This window comes from Granulibacter bethesdensis (assembly GCF_001889545.1).
In the GTDB taxonomy this organism is placed as follows: domain Bacteria; phylum Pseudomonadota; class Alphaproteobacteria; order Acetobacterales; family Acetobacteraceae; genus Granulibacter; species Granulibacter bethesdensis_B.
The window spans coordinates 558,737-574,045 of the sequence record NZ_CP018194.1; the positions used below are offsets into that span (position 1 = coordinate 558,737).

Annotated in this window: 16 protein-coding genes; 7 read left to right on the plus strand and 9 right to left on the minus strand. The window is 60.0% G+C overall.

Going from position 1 to position 15,309, the window contains the following annotated elements; genetic code table 11:
* Positions 1 to 85: 85 nt before the first annotated feature.
* Complete coding sequence (locus tag GbCGDNIH8_RS02525) at positions 86 to 460, plus strand: hypothetical protein (protein ID WP_072571981.1); 375 nt, start codon at positions 86 to 88, stop codon at positions 458 to 460.
* 3 nt (positions 461 to 463) lie between these two features.
* On the opposite strand, the gene GbCGDNIH8_RS02530 is transcribed toward GbCGDNIH8_RS02525, so the two are convergent.
* From GbCGDNIH8_RS02530 to egtB, 5 genes are read right to left on the minus strand one after another with little or no spacing between them, the layout of a single operon-like run.
* The gene (locus GbCGDNIH8_RS02530) at positions 464 to 1,516 is read right to left on the minus strand and encodes an aromatic ring-hydroxylating oxygenase subunit alpha (protein WP_072571982.1); all 1,053 of its coding nucleotides are present in this window, start codon (positions 1,514 to 1,516) and stop codon (positions 464 to 466) included.
* A gap of 4 nt (positions 1,517 to 1,520) precedes the next feature.
* Positions 1,521 to 3,281: an OPT/YSL family transporter gene (locus tag GbCGDNIH8_RS02535; RefSeq protein WP_072571983.1), complete on the minus strand. Its 1,761-nt coding sequence runs from the start codon at positions 3,279 to 3,281 to the stop codon at positions 1,521 to 1,523.
* Positions 3,282 to 3,333: 52 nt separating this feature from the next.
* On the minus strand, positions 3,334 to 3,456 hold the full coding sequence (locus tag GbCGDNIH8_RS13240) for a hypothetical protein (RefSeq protein ID WP_301335567.1): 123 nt from the start codon (positions 3,454 to 3,456) through the stop codon (positions 3,334 to 3,336).
* A gap of 1 nt (position 3,457) precedes the next feature.
* Positions 3,458 to 4,441: an L-histidine N(alpha)-methyltransferase gene (gene egtD / locus GbCGDNIH8_RS02540; protein WP_072573559.1), complete on the minus strand. Its 984-nt coding sequence runs from the start codon at positions 4,439 to 4,441 to the stop codon at positions 3,458 to 3,460.
* Between the two features lie 20 nt (positions 4,442 to 4,461).
* Positions 4,462 to 5,697: an ergothioneine biosynthesis protein EgtB gene (egtB, locus tag GbCGDNIH8_RS02545; protein WP_072571984.1), complete on the minus strand. Its 1,236-nt coding sequence runs from the start codon at positions 5,695 to 5,697 to the stop codon at positions 4,462 to 4,464.
* Between the two features lie 146 nt (positions 5,698 to 5,843).
* Here egtB and GbCGDNIH8_RS02550 point away from each other — a divergent pair, with 146 nt between their 5' ends.
* A complete protein-coding gene (locus tag GbCGDNIH8_RS02550; RefSeq protein ID WP_072571985.1) occupies positions 5,844 to 6,140 on the plus strand; it encodes a phosphopantetheine-binding protein in 297 nt (98 codons plus the stop codon).
* A gap of 3 nt (positions 6,141 to 6,143) precedes the next feature.
* Entirely contained in the window at positions 6,144 to 7,427 is a 1,284-nt protein-coding gene (locus GbCGDNIH8_RS02555; RefSeq protein ID WP_072571986.1) for a hypothetical protein, read from the plus strand.
* A gap of 6 nt (positions 7,428 to 7,433) precedes the next feature.
* Here the strand turns inward: GbCGDNIH8_RS02555 and bioD are convergent, their stop codons facing one another.
* The 3 genes from bioD to GbCGDNIH8_RS02570 form a co-directional block, all read right to left on the minus strand.
* A complete protein-coding gene (gene bioD / locus GbCGDNIH8_RS02560; RefSeq protein WP_072573560.1) occupies positions 7,434 to 8,117 on the minus strand; it encodes a dethiobiotin synthase in 684 nt (227 codons plus the stop codon).
* On the minus strand, positions 8,110 to 9,153 hold the full coding sequence (locus tag GbCGDNIH8_RS02565) for a cation diffusion facilitator family transporter (protein ID WP_072571987.1): 1,044 nt from the start codon (positions 9,151 to 9,153) through the stop codon (positions 8,110 to 8,112). Before GbCGDNIH8_RS02565 ends, bioD begins: the two co-directional genes overlap by 8 nt.
* A gap of 78 nt (positions 9,154 to 9,231) precedes the next feature.
* A complete protein-coding gene (locus GbCGDNIH8_RS02570) occupies positions 9,232 to 10,380 on the minus strand; it encodes an aminotransferase class I/II-fold pyridoxal phosphate-dependent enzyme (RefSeq protein WP_072573561.1) in 1,149 nt (382 codons plus the stop codon).
* Positions 10,381 to 10,533: 153 nt separating this feature from the next.
* Between GbCGDNIH8_RS02570 and bioB the strand changes: the two genes are divergently transcribed.
* Both bioB and GbCGDNIH8_RS02580 read left to right on the plus strand, forming a co-directional pair.
* Complete coding sequence (bioB, locus tag GbCGDNIH8_RS02575) at positions 10,534 to 11,553, plus strand: biotin synthase BioB (RefSeq protein ID WP_072573562.1); 1,020 nt, start codon at positions 10,534 to 10,536, stop codon at positions 11,551 to 11,553.
* A gap of 19 nt (positions 11,554 to 11,572) precedes the next feature.
* On the plus strand, positions 11,573 to 12,847 hold the full coding sequence (locus tag GbCGDNIH8_RS02580; RefSeq protein WP_072571988.1) for an adenosylmethionine--8-amino-7-oxononanoate transaminase: 1,275 nt from the start codon (positions 11,573 to 11,575) through the stop codon (positions 12,845 to 12,847).
* Positions 12,848 to 12,980: 133 nt separating this feature from the next.
* Here GbCGDNIH8_RS02580 and pqqA read toward each other — a convergent pair whose 3' ends face one another.
* Entirely contained in the window at positions 12,981 to 13,073 is a 93-nt protein-coding gene (pqqA, locus tag GbCGDNIH8_RS13280; RefSeq protein ID WP_072571989.1) for a pyrroloquinoline quinone precursor peptide PqqA, read from the minus strand.
* Between the two features lie 274 nt (positions 13,074 to 13,347).
* Here pqqA and GbCGDNIH8_RS02590 point away from each other — a divergent pair, with 274 nt between their 5' ends.
* Both GbCGDNIH8_RS02590 and GbCGDNIH8_RS02595 read left to right on the plus strand, forming a co-directional pair.
* Positions 13,348 to 13,938, plus strand: a complete 591-nt coding sequence (locus GbCGDNIH8_RS02590) for a hypothetical protein (RefSeq protein WP_157692527.1) — start codon at positions 13,348 to 13,350, stop codon at positions 13,936 to 13,938.
* Between the two features lie 84 nt (positions 13,939 to 14,022).
* Positions 14,023 to 15,279 carry a D-amino acid dehydrogenase gene (locus GbCGDNIH8_RS02595; RefSeq protein ID WP_072571991.1) on the plus strand — a complete coding sequence of 419 codons (1,257 nt, stop codon included), beginning with the start codon at positions 14,023 to 14,025 and terminating at the stop codon, positions 15,277 to 15,279.
* Positions 15,280 to 15,309 lie beyond the last annotated feature (30 nt).

The window sequence follows — 15,309 nt, forward strand, 5'->3', positions numbered from 1 at the left end:
CTTTTACTGTGCCCAAAAGGGCACAGTTTTTTGGACAGGGTGTTGCTAAAAACCGTTCATTCTTCCTCATACCCACGGTGCGCCCATGACAACATTGCAGTCCGGTGCGACTATCATTCCCTTCCCTTTTCGGCCGGGCGTCGTAAAGCGTCTCGTGGCACGTTCCGGGTTCGGCGAGGCTTATGAAAGCGATTTTGCCGCCCGCTGGGGATTTGCCCGTGTCACTGTGGTCGATGGGGAGGCAGATACCGATCCCTATATCTCCCTCTATCGGGAGGGGGAAAGCTGGTCTGCCTGGGGCATAGCCTATGTGGATCAGAAATATATGCCCTGGCATGGCGCAACCGGGCGCGATCTGGGAGAATTCAATACGCTTGAGGATGCTATGTCTGCTGTCACGATGCATGCCACCGTGCCGTTGCCAGCCGATGCGGGCCGGATGGCAGTCCTCAGCAAATAAGGCTCAGAAGGACAGAAGCCTGCCGCGTCTGGCGAGCAGATCCTGAAGCGCACGAATGACCGGGAACGGCTCCTGATTCATATTTCCCCCCAGCGCATCATGGGCTGCCTGTTCCTGTTCGACGATCCAGCGATCCTCGCTGAAGATGCGCTCGGTGAACCAGCCCAGTAGGGGCCAGGCCGCGTGCAGCAGAAAGGCTGCACGCGGCTTCCTGACCGATAACAGGCCAAAAGTCCGAATGCGTTTCTGGTCCTTGTCCAACGGTACATAGACGATCCACAACTGCATCACCCGGTCCGATTTCAGGTCGATCGTCAGGCGTTGATAAGGATAATCGGTGCGGATCGTCATGAGGCTGTCATTCGGTTCGGCCTTGCCTTCCCGCGTGCCGAAAATCAGTCTCTCACCCAGTGGTTGCCGCCCCGCCGTTCGGGCGAAGCTGTATCGCACTTCCAGCCAGTCTTCGCCGGTATCATGGCCCAGATAGCGTGGCCTGATCTGTCCCATCTGTTTCCGGTGCAGAAACTGATGGTTCATATCCATCAGGTTTTCATGCATGAAGCTGTAATGGCAGGCGACCTCCCGCCCGAAACGGCGCGTCCGATAGGCTGGGTCGCTTATGGATGGCAGTGCGGGCAGCGGGGTCGTTTCGGCGTGGGCCGGATCGCCCGGAAAGATGAAAACCAGCCCGTCTTTCTCCTGACAGGGATAGGCGCGGACCCCGTTGGGCAGTTTATCCTTGCCCAGATAGGGTACGTCGATACACCCACCTGACGCATCATAGGTCCAGCCGTGATAGCAGCAGCGCAGACAATCACCTTCTACAACACCGGCATGCAGCGGCACCTGGCGATGGGCGCAGCGATCTTCCAGCGCGTAGACGCGGCCTGATTCCCCACGCACCAGAACGATGGGGTCTCCGGCGAAATGGCGGCCTGTCGCCTTGCCTTTTCTGATTTCTCCAGACCAGGCGAGAGGATACCAGTAATCGGGGTCAATGCCAGTGCGGCGCAGATCAAACAGGTCCGGTCGGGATCGCTCAAAAGAATCGGGCAAGAGGTCAGGCTCCTTTGATGGAAGCAACGCGCACGGAGCCGGAATGGTTGATCTCGCCCGCATGTTGCTGGCCATGTGGGGCCGACATCTGGACAATCGAACTGGTGAAAGAGAGCAGAGCGTCTCCGGCAATCAGCCCGCCTGCAAGGACTTCCAGCCCGGCAGCATTTTTTTCCGCCCGCCAGGTCACTGCCAGCCTGATGATCAGCCCGGCGAGCACGGCCCATCCGGCGGCGCTGTTGCTGATCAGCAAACCCGTGGCGAACATGATGCCAAGCTGACGGTGTGGTCCGCCACCGGTCTGAAGGACGGCGCCGATCAGCAGCCAGGGCCAGATACGTCCGATCAGGCCGGGGGCAAGGCCGGATTGGATCAGCCCTGCGAAGACATGATCGACCGGCGGGAGTAAGCCGGCTTTCAGATAGTCTCCTCCATGCAGGGCTACCAGTATGATGGCGACTCCAAAGGCTGTCATGGCGGCCAGAAACTGTTGCCAGCGACCATCCCGCTCGAAGGCGGGATCAGTCCCTTCACCACGCAGCAGAAAACCGGCCCGCAGGTCGCAGCCCATATCTCCGAAAGCGGGGCCTGTCGCAGCGGAAAAACCGACCAGCAGAGCCAGTGCTATCGGCGGAAAGCCGATGATCATCCCCACCAGCAGGGTCACAACGGCCGCAGCGAAAGCGGGAAACCAGCCGGAATGCATCGCGGCCAGTCCGACAATCAGTTCATGCATGTAAGCGGCAAACGCGGCGAAGACTACGAAGCCCAGTATCATGGCAGGCGGCATATGCGTATACAGCCCGCCCAGCAGCGCCAGCAGCAGGGCAATGCCCAGATAGCCAGCCATGCCCAGCCCAAGCATGCGCCGCAGAGAAGGGGTGCCGGTCCCGGTGTCTGGTGAATGCGGTTGCCTGCCATTGCGGATCAACAGTGCGACGACCTGTACCAGCGCCGCGAGTCCGGCGCCGAGCATGGCGGCATGGGGTGCGCTGGCGGCAGCCAGATCACGGCCCGGCAGCAAGGCATGCAGGGGTGGAAGCGCAAAGACGGTATGCTGATAGCCGCGTGTCAGTAATCCGATGGCAAAGAAAAGCAGCGCCCATGGATTGCCGATAAAAGCGACGCCCATGGCAGACATTGGCAGGCCCAGCCATGATCCGGTGGCCCCGGCGGTTATTCCGGCTCCGAGGGTGACAGCCTTGCGACCGCCTTCATCACCGGCCCTGATGGCTTCTGCGGCGGCGACACCGGGCGGCCACGGTGCTTCTGCCGGAAAAATGGCTGTTCCGAAGGTGCTGTACATCAGCCACGCATCCAGCAACATGGCAAGAGACGCCCCTGCCAGCATTGGCCAGACAAGGTCCGGCATGCCCAGCGCCCATGGAATTCCGATGGGTAACAGAAGCGCATTGGCCGCGCCGAAGGTGGAGGCGGAAATCGCGCTCTGCACCAGATTCTGGCGATGGATGGAGCGGAAACCACGCAGGGGCTGCCACGGGATACGCCCCAGAATCATGGCGGTCACGGCACCGATAATGGCGGTGTTGGGGGTGACGCCCAGCCTCACCAGAATCTGCATGCCGACAATGCCACCCAGAACCGACAGGCTCAGGATGACCAGCAGCGTCGGCAGTTCACTGACACGCGGGTGGACTTCCCCAGGTGGATGAGAAACCGTCCGGGTATGCTCTGCGTGGATAGCCGCCTCCTCAAGGTCGCAGCCTGGCCACTCCGGGTTCTGCATCGGATCAGGAGGAGGCACGGTCAGGGATCAGGAAAATTCTGCCGGAAACCGGGCTATACCGGGGGCTTCATTATCCGGCACAGAGCAGCATGACCACAGCCAGCATCAGTCCCGTCAGCCCCGCCCAGTAAAGAGTGGCCTTCTGGTTGCTGATGGCAATGCTGCATGCGGCAGTCCGGGAGCGACGCTGCATATCAGTGGTCCTTCCTCAGGAGGTGGATCGAAAACAGGTGATCAGAGTCGGTCCAGGTGGCGGAAGCGTGCCACCCTGCCTGCCCTGCCAGAGTATGAAACCCTTTTACCGTATGTTTGTAGCTATTTTCTGTGTGAATGGTTTCACCCTGATGGAAATGAATGATTCTGGAGCCAATCCGGGCCTGCTGGGGGCGGCGGCTGACCAGATGCATCTCGATCCGGCTTTCATGATCATTCCATACGGCGCGATGGGCAAATCCGTCCGGATCGAGATCGGAGCCGGTCGCGTCATTGATATGGTTGAGAATATTGAGATTGAACGCGGCGGTCACGCCGGCCCGGTCATTATAGGCCGGCAGCAGGATGGAAGGATCCTTGCGGAGATCGGCCCCTACCAGAAAACACGCATCCGGTCCGGTCAGAAGATGGACATCCCGCATAAAGGCAACAGCCTGCGCCGGTGAGAGATTGCCGATGGTGGAGCCAGGAAAAAACGCCAGTTGCGGCCTGTTGGCGATGGAAGCGGGCAGCGATTCGAGGGTTGTAAAATCCGCCGCCACCGGCTGCACGGTCAGAGCGGGATGGGAGACGGACAGCCTGTACGCCAGAGCGGACAAAGCCTCTGCCGCGACATCAATGGCAACATAGGTATGAACAGGCTTTCCCGCCTCAAGCAGCGTTTCCAGCAGCAGGACGGCCTTGTCTTCCGAACTGGCGCCGAATTCGATCAGGGCAGGACAGTCCGGGAGATGGGATGCCAGATCGGCCCCTATACCCCTCAGTAAATGGCGTTCGGTACGGGTCAGATAATATTCCGGCAGTGTGGTGATCGCCTCAAACAGGCGACAGCCTTCCGCATCATAGAACAGCTTTGCAGGAAGGGTTTTTCTGATGCGGGACAGCCCATCCAGAACCTCCTGCATAATCTGCGGGACTGGTTGGATGGGGGAAGGGTGAACCAAATTATGGCTGACACGCGGCATGCGTTCCGGTTCCTGATTGTTCAAGGAAATGAAGGGGAAGGGGTCAGAGGCGGAACCGCCTGTTCGATATCGCGGGCCAGTCTCAGACCGCTGAACTGCCATCGCCTGTCAGGATGGAAGAAATTCCGGTAGGTGTTTCTTGCGTGTGGCGCGGGCGTGGCGATGGAACTGCCACGCAGTACCATCTGGTTGATCATGAATTTGCCGTTGTATTCGCCGATCGCGCCTGTCGGTGGCTGAAAACGGGGGTAGGGACGATAGGCGCTGGCAGTCCATTGCCATACCCGACCATGCATATTGTTCAGCCGCTGGTCGGAAGCGGCAATCTCCCATTCCTGCTCGGTCGGCAGCCTTGCACTGGCCCAGCGTGCGTAGGCATCAGCCTCATACCAGCTGATATGACGGACCGGGGCCGCATTCTCCAGCGGCAGCAATCCGCCCGGACCCATCTGCATCCACCGTCCGTTCTGCTCGACCCAGTAAAGCGGAGCCTGCCAGTCTCGGGCGATTTCATAGCCTTCCATCATCCAGAAGGCGCTGTTCCGGTATCCGCCAGCGGCGATAAAGGCTTTCCAGTCTCTGTTGGTGACCAGATCGGTGGCCAGTTGATAAGGCTGGACAAACACGTCATGGGCCGGCGTTTCGTTGTCGAAGGAAAATCCAGGCTGGCTATGACCGATGCGCCTCAATCCGCCGCCAAGCGTGATGAAGCCGTCTGTGCTGTGGCCCGGCTTTGGTGGTGGCGCTGGTGCATCCTCCCAGTCTGGCAGCATGGCCGGGTAAAGGGGATTCTGCGCAAAGGCATGCAGCATATCCGTGACCATCAACTCCTGATGCTGCTGCTCATGCTGCAGGCCCAACTCCACCAGGTCGGCCAGTTCCCTCGGGAGTTCCTTCTGTCCCAGCAGGCGTAGCATCGCCATATCGATGACATGGCGGTATTCACGGACGGTGATGCAGGATGGTCGGCTCAGCAGACCGCGCTGTGGACGGGGATGGCGTGCCCCCACGGCCTCGTAATAGGAATTGAACAGCAGATTGAAGGCGGGAAAACGATCCTCGTACTCAGGATCGTAAGGCTTCAGGATGAAGGTCTCGAAAAACCAGCTGGTATGCGCACGGTGCCATTTGACCGGGCTGGCATCCGGCATGGACTGGATACACTGATCCTCATCATCCAGATGGCTGCTCAGCCGCTCGGTTTCTGACCGGACCTGCCGAAAGCGGCGTGTCAGAGGAGGCTCAGGGCCAGACATGCATCCTCCATCTTTCTTGTTCCGGGGTGGATGCCAAACTCCTGGTTACCAATGAAGTTCCGGCTTCTGATGTGATGTGAAGCCGCTATCCGGTCAGGGGTAGCCATGCTATCCGAAGGTATCGTTTTAAAGATGAATGGCTCTACATGACTGATCACACTCAAGCTGCGCCTGGTACAGAGCATGGGCAAAGCCCGTTCGAGCAGGAAATGGCGTCCCTTATCGTCGAAACCCTTCATCTGGAAACCAGCCCGCAGGATATCGAGCCGGAGGCCCGGCTGTTCGGAGAAGGGCTGGGTCTCGACAGTATCGATGCGCTGGAGTTGTCACTCGCCATCAGCCGCGCCTACGGCGTCAATCTGAAATCCGATGATGCAGAAAATCCGGCTATTTTTGCCTCCCTGCGGGCGCTGGCGGCTCACGTTTCAGCCCATCGCACCTGATTTATGACGTGGCGGGATGTGCGATGGCGGGCGGCCCTGCTCCTGCTGATCGCGATTCTGGGGGGATGTGCCGCGGAGGATTTCTCCCGCCTGCATCCCCATACAGAGGTGGAGGAACAGGCCTATACACGCCTGTTCCCATATTACGTGGATATCTGCGCGACCTCCCAGATTCTGAAAAAGCCGGGATTTGGTGCGGCTGATCGCGGTGGTGTGGGCGGCCATATGGGCTTCTTTCTCCGTGGCGCCTGCGCGGATCGTGATGCGCATTACCCGGTGCTGCATCTCTGCCGTCCCGGGGAGGAAGATGGCGTTGGCATCGGCATGGATGCCCATTACAGCTCTGCCAAATGGTCTGCGGCACGGGGGCGCAGCTTTTTCTTCCATGGCGGGATGAGGCCGGACGAAACGCTGACACCGGCGCGATATACGCAGATCCTGCAACAGGCGCGGCAGGATGGAGTGCTGGACGGTATTTCCTTTCACGATGACCGGTTCGATGAAAAACCTGCCACTGTTTCAGCGGAGGATTGGAAATATCAACTGACGGCTGGAACCGATTTCGCGCTTGGCATGGGGCGCGGCAGCTACTGCGCGCGCGTGCCGGTCTCGCAGGAGGATATGCTGCGGATCATCGATTTCATGAATGAACAGAACGCGCCATACCGCTCCGGCAAGGAGGTGTTCCAGTGGAGCGTTTTTACGGATAATTGCAGTCATCTGGCGCATAATACGCTCAGTGCAGCGCAGTACTGGCCGGAATGGCCGATTGATAAACCTTTGCTGCTGGCGATCTTCGACTTCCCGGTTCCGAAGAATGAGTATGTGAACGTCATGATGCGGTCGCAGTCTCTGCCGCTTGATGACGTGGCGGCCCTGTATCGTGATGATGATGTCCGGACCATGCTTTTAAGTGAAAATCGCCTGCCTCCCGGTCCGGGCGTGCTGTCGGTGTTCGAGCCTCCGCAGGCCCGGAATCAGGTCTACGATGTCGATGAATTGATGCTGCTGTTTTATGATGAGGCCATTATCGGGCGGTACCGCCACCGTTTTCAGGATATTCAGTCCGAGCCCCGTTTTTACGATCTGCACGCCAATATTCGCTGGTGGCATGATCGATATGCACAGTTGATTGCATCCCGCCACCCGGCAGAGTGGTGGTTGCAGCGTCTGACCTTGACTCCGACCGGGCGGGCCGATTTCAGGACTTTTTATGATCGCTACTACGCGTATCTCGATCGCCAGCTCGATTGGGCCACGCAGGCGCTGCATCAGCTGGAGAATTAAGTCTGATCAGGGTCTATGTTCAGCCGTGATGAGCCTGAAAAGCTGGTCAAAGGTCGCCTCTTCGGCCTGGCGGGGCAGAATGAACGGTAAGGGCGCACCAAATCGCGTCAGGGTGGAGGCGGTTTTCTGGGCGGCAACGGGCTGGGACGGACTTTCGTTCAATACCAGCCAGTCGGCGCTCAGCCCCCGCGCCTGAAGGGCAGAGAGAGCGGTCAGCGTATGGCTGATCGTGCCCAGATAGGTTCCGGCCACCAGCAGAATGCGCGGCTGTAATGCCGCGATCCAGTCCAGCACGGTGTGAGACTGGTCCAGCGGCACCATCACGCCACCAACACCTTCGATCAACACCTGTCCGGTGCGTGGTTTCGCGCAGTGACGGATCAGGGCATCAAAGGGGATGCGCCGCCCTTCCTGCTCTGCCGCCATATCAGGGGAGAGAGGGGCGGCAAATCGCCACGGCGCAATCTCATCAAGGTCGGGGTCATCTGCATCCGGTCTTTCCCGCAGAGCCTCCATCAGCAGATCGGCATCGGTGGGGGGATGGGCCGTGCCGCTGAGTACCGGCTTCAGAGCCTGCACCTGCTGTCCGGCCCGGATGAAGGCTCTGACCAAACCGGCCGTGACATAGCTTTTGCCAATATCCGTGCCGGTGGCCGTGATGAAAACCGGGCATGTGGCACGGTCAGTCATGGTCGTGATCATGATGATCATGGTCCGTATGATGGGCCTGGTCCGGGAGAGGAGAGAGACCGCATGGATGGTCGTCGGAGTGTAAGCCGGTTTCCATCTGCACTGTTGCATGCGAGATGCCGAACCGGTCGCTTAACCGGCGCTGGATGGCATCGAGAATACGATCCCGGTCCTCGCTCGTCTCCTCGCTGGCTCCGGTCACGGCATGCAGGGTGATCAGCCGGTCATTCCCGGTCAGGGACCATGCGTGCAGGTGGTGAATGCGCTGCACACCGGGGATGGTGTGAACCAGATCGCGGGCAATGGCATCCAGATCAATATCAGCCGGAGTACCCTGCAGCAGCACATGGGCTGATCCTTTGACCACACTCACGGCGCCGCGCAGAATCAGGGCGGCAAAGATCAGTGACAGCAGCGGATCGGCGATCACCCAGCCGGTCGTCATGATGATCAGGGCCGCCAGGATGGCAGCGGCAAAGCCGAACAGGTCGCTCAGCACATGCAGCCATACGCCGCGCATATTAAGGCTGGAATCCCGTCCTCCATTCAGGATGAGCAGGGAGATGGCGTTGGCCACCAGCCCGACCACGGCAACGGTCAGCATCAGCCCGCTGCCAATCGGTTGGGGATTCAGCAGGCGACGCACTGCCTCGATCGCGATCCATATGGAGACAATCAGCAGGGAGGAGCCATTGACGAAGGCTGCCAGCACCTCCAATCGGCGGAAGCCGTAGCTGTGGCGTGTGCTGGACGGACGCCTGCCGATGCGTAAGGCTGCCCATCCCATCAACAGGGACAGTACATCGGACACCATATGGCCCGCATCGGCCAGCAGGGCCAGCGATCCGGACAACAGGCCGCCGACGATTTCAGCACCGAGAAAAACCGCCAAAATCACGAATGCGAGCGCCAGTCTTCGTTCGTCCTTGACCCCCGCACCATGGGAATGGCCCAACGCGCCATGATCATGGCCCGCATGACCGTGATCATGATGGGCATGGGGAGGAGAGACGGCCGTGATCATCGCTTCAGTCATGATGAACCTCTAAAACGCTTTCTTAAACATATGAATATATATTCATATATATGGCGTCAAGTCCCTATTTTCCGATGGTCACACTGGCGTACCAGACAGTAAGGGCCTGATGAGTTCTGCCAGGCAGATGATGTCGCTGTCAGGGGTCAGGGCGGTGAAAGTCAGCCGCAGCCGGGCTGTTCCAGCCGGGACGGTGGGGGGACGGATTGCGGCAGCCAGATAACCATGTTCCGCCAGCATCGCCGAGGCCGACAGGGCCGCCTCAGCAGAGCCAAGCAGGATCGGTACGATGGGGCTTTGTGCGTCCGGCAGCCCCGCCAGACGGGTGAACAGCCGTGCTTTTTCCAATGGTTGCGCGGTCAGGGCTGGATCGGCGGCGATCAGATCCAGCGCCGTCAGCGCCGCGGCCAGCGTGCCGGGGGGAAGCCCTGTGGTATAGATAAAGCTGCGCGCCCGATTGCGGATCAGCGCCACCACCGGCGCGGATGCGCAGAGATAGCCGCCATAGGCCCCCACCGCCTTGGAGAGCGTGCCCATCTGCAAGGGAACGTCATGGCCGTATGCGGAGCCATGCCCCTTGTTCAACACACCGATTCCATGGGCGTCGTCGGTCATCAGCCATGCATTGTATCGTGCCGAGAGTTCAGCCAGTACCGCCATCGGGGCAAGATCGCCGTCCATGGAGAATACGCCGTCAGTGATGATCAGCACGTGATCATGCTGCGGGCGTTCCTGCTCCAGCAGCCCGGTCAGTGCCTGCATGTCGTTATGCGGAAACCGTATCGTCCTTGCATGCGTCAGAGCAGCGCCGGCATGGATGCAGGCATGAGCCAGCTCGTCCACCAGAATAAGGTCATTGGGAGCAATCAGGGCCGGGATAATGCCGATATTCGCCAGAAAGCCGGAACCGAACACGATGGCGGCCTCGGTACCTTTCAGGGCCGCTAATCTGGCTTCCAGCGCAGTGTAGAGCGGGTGATTGCCGGTCACCAGCCGCGATCCGCCCGCACCGACCCCGAACTGTGCGGTGGCGTCGATGGCGGCGCGAATGGTGGCGGGGTGGGTGGAAAGATTGAGATAATCGTTGCAGGACAGGCTCAGCATCCGTCGTCCCCCCCGCATGACCCACGGGCTGCTGTCTCTGCCGGTTTCATGCAGCACGCGGCTCAACTGGCGTTTCTCCAGCGCGGAGAGCCTGCGGGCAGCGAAATCGTCCAGAGTCTGCATCGGGTTACCCTGCATGGTGCGTCGACTTCCTTTCTCCGCAGAGGGGCGGGTGGGCGGAGGAATGCGTGACAGAAACATTTCATCCGCTTCGGAACTGCTTTAGTCTGCTCCGGCTGATGAACGGTTATAACCGCCTGTTCCGGAATGGAAGTGATGCCCGATACGAATCTCCCCTGCCAGAGTCTGGCTGAATCCGCCCTGTCCACGACGCAGGAGGCGGGGGCTGAAGCCGTGGTTATCCGTCACGACTGGAGCAGGGAAGAAGTGCGGTCCCTGCTCGATCTGCCATTTCCGGAGCTGCTGTTCCGTGCCGCCGCGATCCACCGTGCCTGTTTTGATCCGCGTGAGGTGCAGATCTCGACACTGCTCTCGATCAAGACCGGCGGCTGTCCGGAGGATTGTGCCTACTGCCCGCAGGCAGCCCAGTATGATACCGGGGTTGAGGCCAGTCGTCTGATGCGGGTGGATGCCGTACTGGAGGAGGCTCGTGCGGCGAAGGCTGCCGGAGCCAGCCGCTTCTGCATGGGGGCCGCCTGGCGCTCCCCCAAGGAGCGCGACATGGATACGGTCTGCGAGATGATCGAGGGCGTGAAGGCGCTGGGCATGGAAAGCTGCGTCACGCTTGGCATGCTGACGGATCAGCAGGCCCTGCGGCTGAAACAGGCCGGGCTGGATTACTATAACCACAACCTCGATACGTCCCCCGAGTATTATGGCTCGGTCATTTCAACCCGTACCTACGAGGACCGGCTGGAAACGCTGGCTCATGTCCGGGATGCAGGGATTAATGTCTGCTGTGGCGGTATTCTGGGGCTGGGCGAGGGGCTGGATGACCGTGCGGGCCTGATCGTGGCGCTCGCCAACCTGCCGCGTCATCCGGAGAGTGTGCCGATCAATGCGCTGGTGCAGGTCGAAGGCACCCCGCTGAAAGGGCAGGAGCCGGTCGATACGATTGATTTTGTGCGCATGATCGCGGTTGCCCGCATCACCATGCCCCATGCAAGGGTCCGGCTGTCGGCGGGGCGCGAGGCCATGACTGATGAGGCGCAGGCGCTGTGTTTCCTCGCCGGGGCCAACTCGATTTTCTATGGCGAGAAGCTGTTGACGACCGGCAATCCTGCGGCGGAGCGCGATCGGGCGCTGTTGTCCCGTCTGGGTATGCGGCTGGTCTGACCGGTTAGCGTCAGGGGTGATGTCGCCATCGGATCAGAAAGACGGTTCCTGTCTCTGGCTGCCATATACGCAGATGCAGACGGCGGTTGCGCCGCTGCGGGCGGTGCGGACTTATGGCACCCGTATCGTGCTGGAGGACGGGCGCGAACTGGTGGACGGAATCGCCAGCTGGTGGACCGCCTGCCACGGCTATAATCACCCTGCGATCATGGAGGCAATGCGGGAGCAACTCGCCCGGATGCCGCATGTGATGCTTGGCGGTCTGGTGCATGAACCTGCCGAGAAGCTGGCCAGCCGTCTCTGTGCCATTGTGCCGGGGGCGATGGAGCGGGTGTTTTTCTCCGATAGCGGCAGTGTCGCGGTCGAGGTCGCGATGAAAATGGCGATCCAGCACTGGCTGAATCGCGGGGAGCGGCGGCGTAGTAAAATCCTTGCTTTTCGCGGCGGGTATCACGGTGACACCTTTGCCACCATGGCGGTGTGCGACCCGGAAGAAGGGATGCACAGCCTGTTTCAGGGCGTGCTGCCGCAGCATGTGATCGCTGATCTGCCCTGTGACGACGCATCGCAGGCAATGTTGACCGACATACTCAAGCGGCATGGAGATGAGCTGGCCGCCATTCTGGTAGAACCGCTGGTGCAGGGCGCTGGGGGGATGCGGTTTCATGCGCCGGATGTGCTGCGGCGTCTGCGGGTGGCAGCGGATCAGGCGGGGATTTTCCTGATTCTGGACGAGGTATTTACCGGGTTCGGGCGTACGGGGAGCATGTTTGCCTGCGAACAGGCCGGGATTGCCGCTGATATTGTCGTGCTGTCGAAGGCATTGACGGGCGGGGTCTCTCCTCTGGCGGCCACGTTGGCGAATGGAAAGGTGACGGCGGCTTTCTGGAGTGATCGACCGGAGCATGCGCTGATGCACGGCCCGACCTATATGGGTCACGCGCTGGGGTGTGCTGCCGCTCTCGCCTCGCTCGATCTGTTCGCGCAGGAGGACAGGCTGGCGCAGGTCGCAGCCATATCGGCCCAGCTGGAAGCAGGGCTATCCCCATGCCGTGACAGCAGGCTGGTGCGCGATGTGCGTGTGATGGGTGCGATCGGCGTGGTTGAACTCGATCCAATGCCGCCTCTGGCTGACATCAAGGCCCGGTTGCTGGAGAGAGGCGTATGGGTTCGCCCGTTCCGCAATATTATCTATCTCACCCCGGCTCTTGTCATGGAGAAGGATGATCTGGCCCATCTGACCGGCGCGGTTTGTTCCGTGATAGGTGAATTGAAGGTTCGAAAGAACGTATAAAAAAGAAAAGGCCGCGGAGTGCCGCGGCCAGTGTCAATTTTTGTCGTCGCAGAATTTATCTGCCCGGTTATCAGTGTCGCCATGAACCGGATAAAGCTTTCAAGACGCTCTCCGGTGACGGCTGATAATCGAATTACTTCGTTTCGGCGCAGGCGTAAGCGTTGATCTCTGCGCCCAGGGCAACTTCGACAACCTTCGGGGTATTCCAGGCCATGACGTCCTCCATGGATTGATAAAGTCATCCGCCTGATTATTCAGGCGTGCTCTCTACATAAGCTGCTCTTATGAAAGGTCCAATGAATTATTCTCGGAATCATCATCGGTTTGTTCGATCAGCCAGGTCTATCCAGCGATTTGGGGCCCTGTCCAATGCGCATCGGCATTTTTCGCTGGATTGCGCGGGACTTATTTCTGGCTGCGGATGCTGGACGGGACGGTCAGGAAAGCTCTGACTCACCTTCTTGCGACGAAATATGGACAGATATATGTGGTTCAGCAGGATGATGCTTCGACGGAAGGCCCTGATCGTGTTGGGGGCACTGATGGGTATGGGTGGCATCATGATTCAGGCGGGCTATGCTCATAAGCCCTTGTCACATCCGCCTGTGCACGCACAGCCTGCCGCCACATGCGTTGCCCGTGCGCTTGATGGCGGGCATAGACGGGAATTCACCCGTGCCCTGATGCAGCCTTCCGGAACGCTGACCGATCCGGAGGCACCCAGGCCGGTCTATCGTCTGACCAGCTATTGTTACCCTGATCTTCAGGCAGAGGCGGCCTGTCCCACCGAATATGGGCCTGAGGCGCATCTGGCCGAATGGTTCGATATTGAGCCTTTGCTGGCGAAAAACGCTGAAGCGGCGCAGGCGCTGGGCTTCGCGATCGGGGATCTGGCGTGGCTCAGTGTCAGCCATTTCAGCTATGACAAGGGGATGCAGTATTATCTGACCCGACTGAACACGCGGCCGCCAGCGGATGCGCTGATCCGTCAAACCGCACCGCATGGCTGGATTGTCGGGCAATGGACCGGGCTGGCTCTGCCTTCCCTGTGTGAGATCGGGACCAGACCACCGCCAGCTCTGCAGGAATAAGGGATCTTTCTGCTCATCTCTGGCGGGGATTGGCGGTGGGATGTAAATAGAGCCCTGAGCGCATGAACCGGGGATGCAGGCATCGTGAGAGTTCTGATTCTTGGCAGCGGAGTCGTCGGCGTTGCCACAGCCTATTATCTATCCCGGGAAGGGCATGAGGTGGTGGTGGCCGACCGTCAGGACGGTCCGGGCATGGAAACCAGCTTTGCCAATGCAGGGCAGGTGTCGCCCGGTTATTCTGCGCCATGGGCTGCGCCTGGCATCCCCCTGAAAGTGCTGCGCTGGCTGGTGCAGCCGCGTAGCCCGTTTGTGCTTCGGCCCCAGTTGGACTGGGCACAGTGGCGCTGGATGGCGCAGATGCTGGGCAACTGCACGGCGGCTGCCTATGCCCGTAACAAGGCCCGTATGGTCAGGCTGGCCGAATACAGCCGTGACCAGTTGCGTGACCTCCGCGATGAAACCGGTATTGCCTATGACCATCGTGAGCGCGGCACGTTACAGCTTTTCCGTACCCAGAAACAGATGGACCACACGGCCGATGATATCGCAGTCCTGAAATCCTATGGCGTGGCTTATGAAATTCTTGATCGCGCCGGATGCATCGCTGCAGAACCTGGGCTGCAATGGTCGCAGGTGCCGCTGGTGGGTGGCTTGCGCCTGCCCGGAGATGAAACCGGAGATGCGCATCTGTTCACGCGGGAACTGACCCGCATCTGCATGGAGCGCGGTGTTTCCTTCCTGTTTGGAACCCAGATCAAAGGATTTGACACGGAAGGCGACCGGATTACTGCCATCCGTTCCTCACGGGGCGATCTGACAGCGGATGCCTATGTCTGTGCGCTGGGCAGTTATTCACCACTGCTGCTGAAGCAGATCGGGATTGCCGCACCGATTTACCCGGTCAAGGGCTATTCGTTGACCATCCCCGTTACCGATGAGACTCGCGCACCCGTCTCGACGGTGATGGATGAGACTTACAAGGTCGGGATCACCCGTCTCGGCAACCGCATCCGCGTTGGCGGCACGGCGGAGCTGGCCGGGTATGATACACGTTTGCGTCAGGAAAGGCGTATGACGCTGGAGGGATCCGTAAAGGAGCTGTTTCCGGATTCCGGCGATTTGCCAGCGGCGACATTCTGGTCCGGCCTGCGGCCAATGACGCCGGATGGCACGCCTATCATCGGTCCGACGCGCTATCGTAACCTGCATCTCAACACGGGCCATGGCACGTTGGGCTGGACCATGTCCTGCGGCTCCGGCCGGTTGCTGGCGGATATGATCAGCGGTAAGCGCCCCAATATCGACCATGCCGATCTGGCGATCGCCCGCTACGCAGGCTGAGGCCCCGGATCAATTCTGACCCGTATAGGA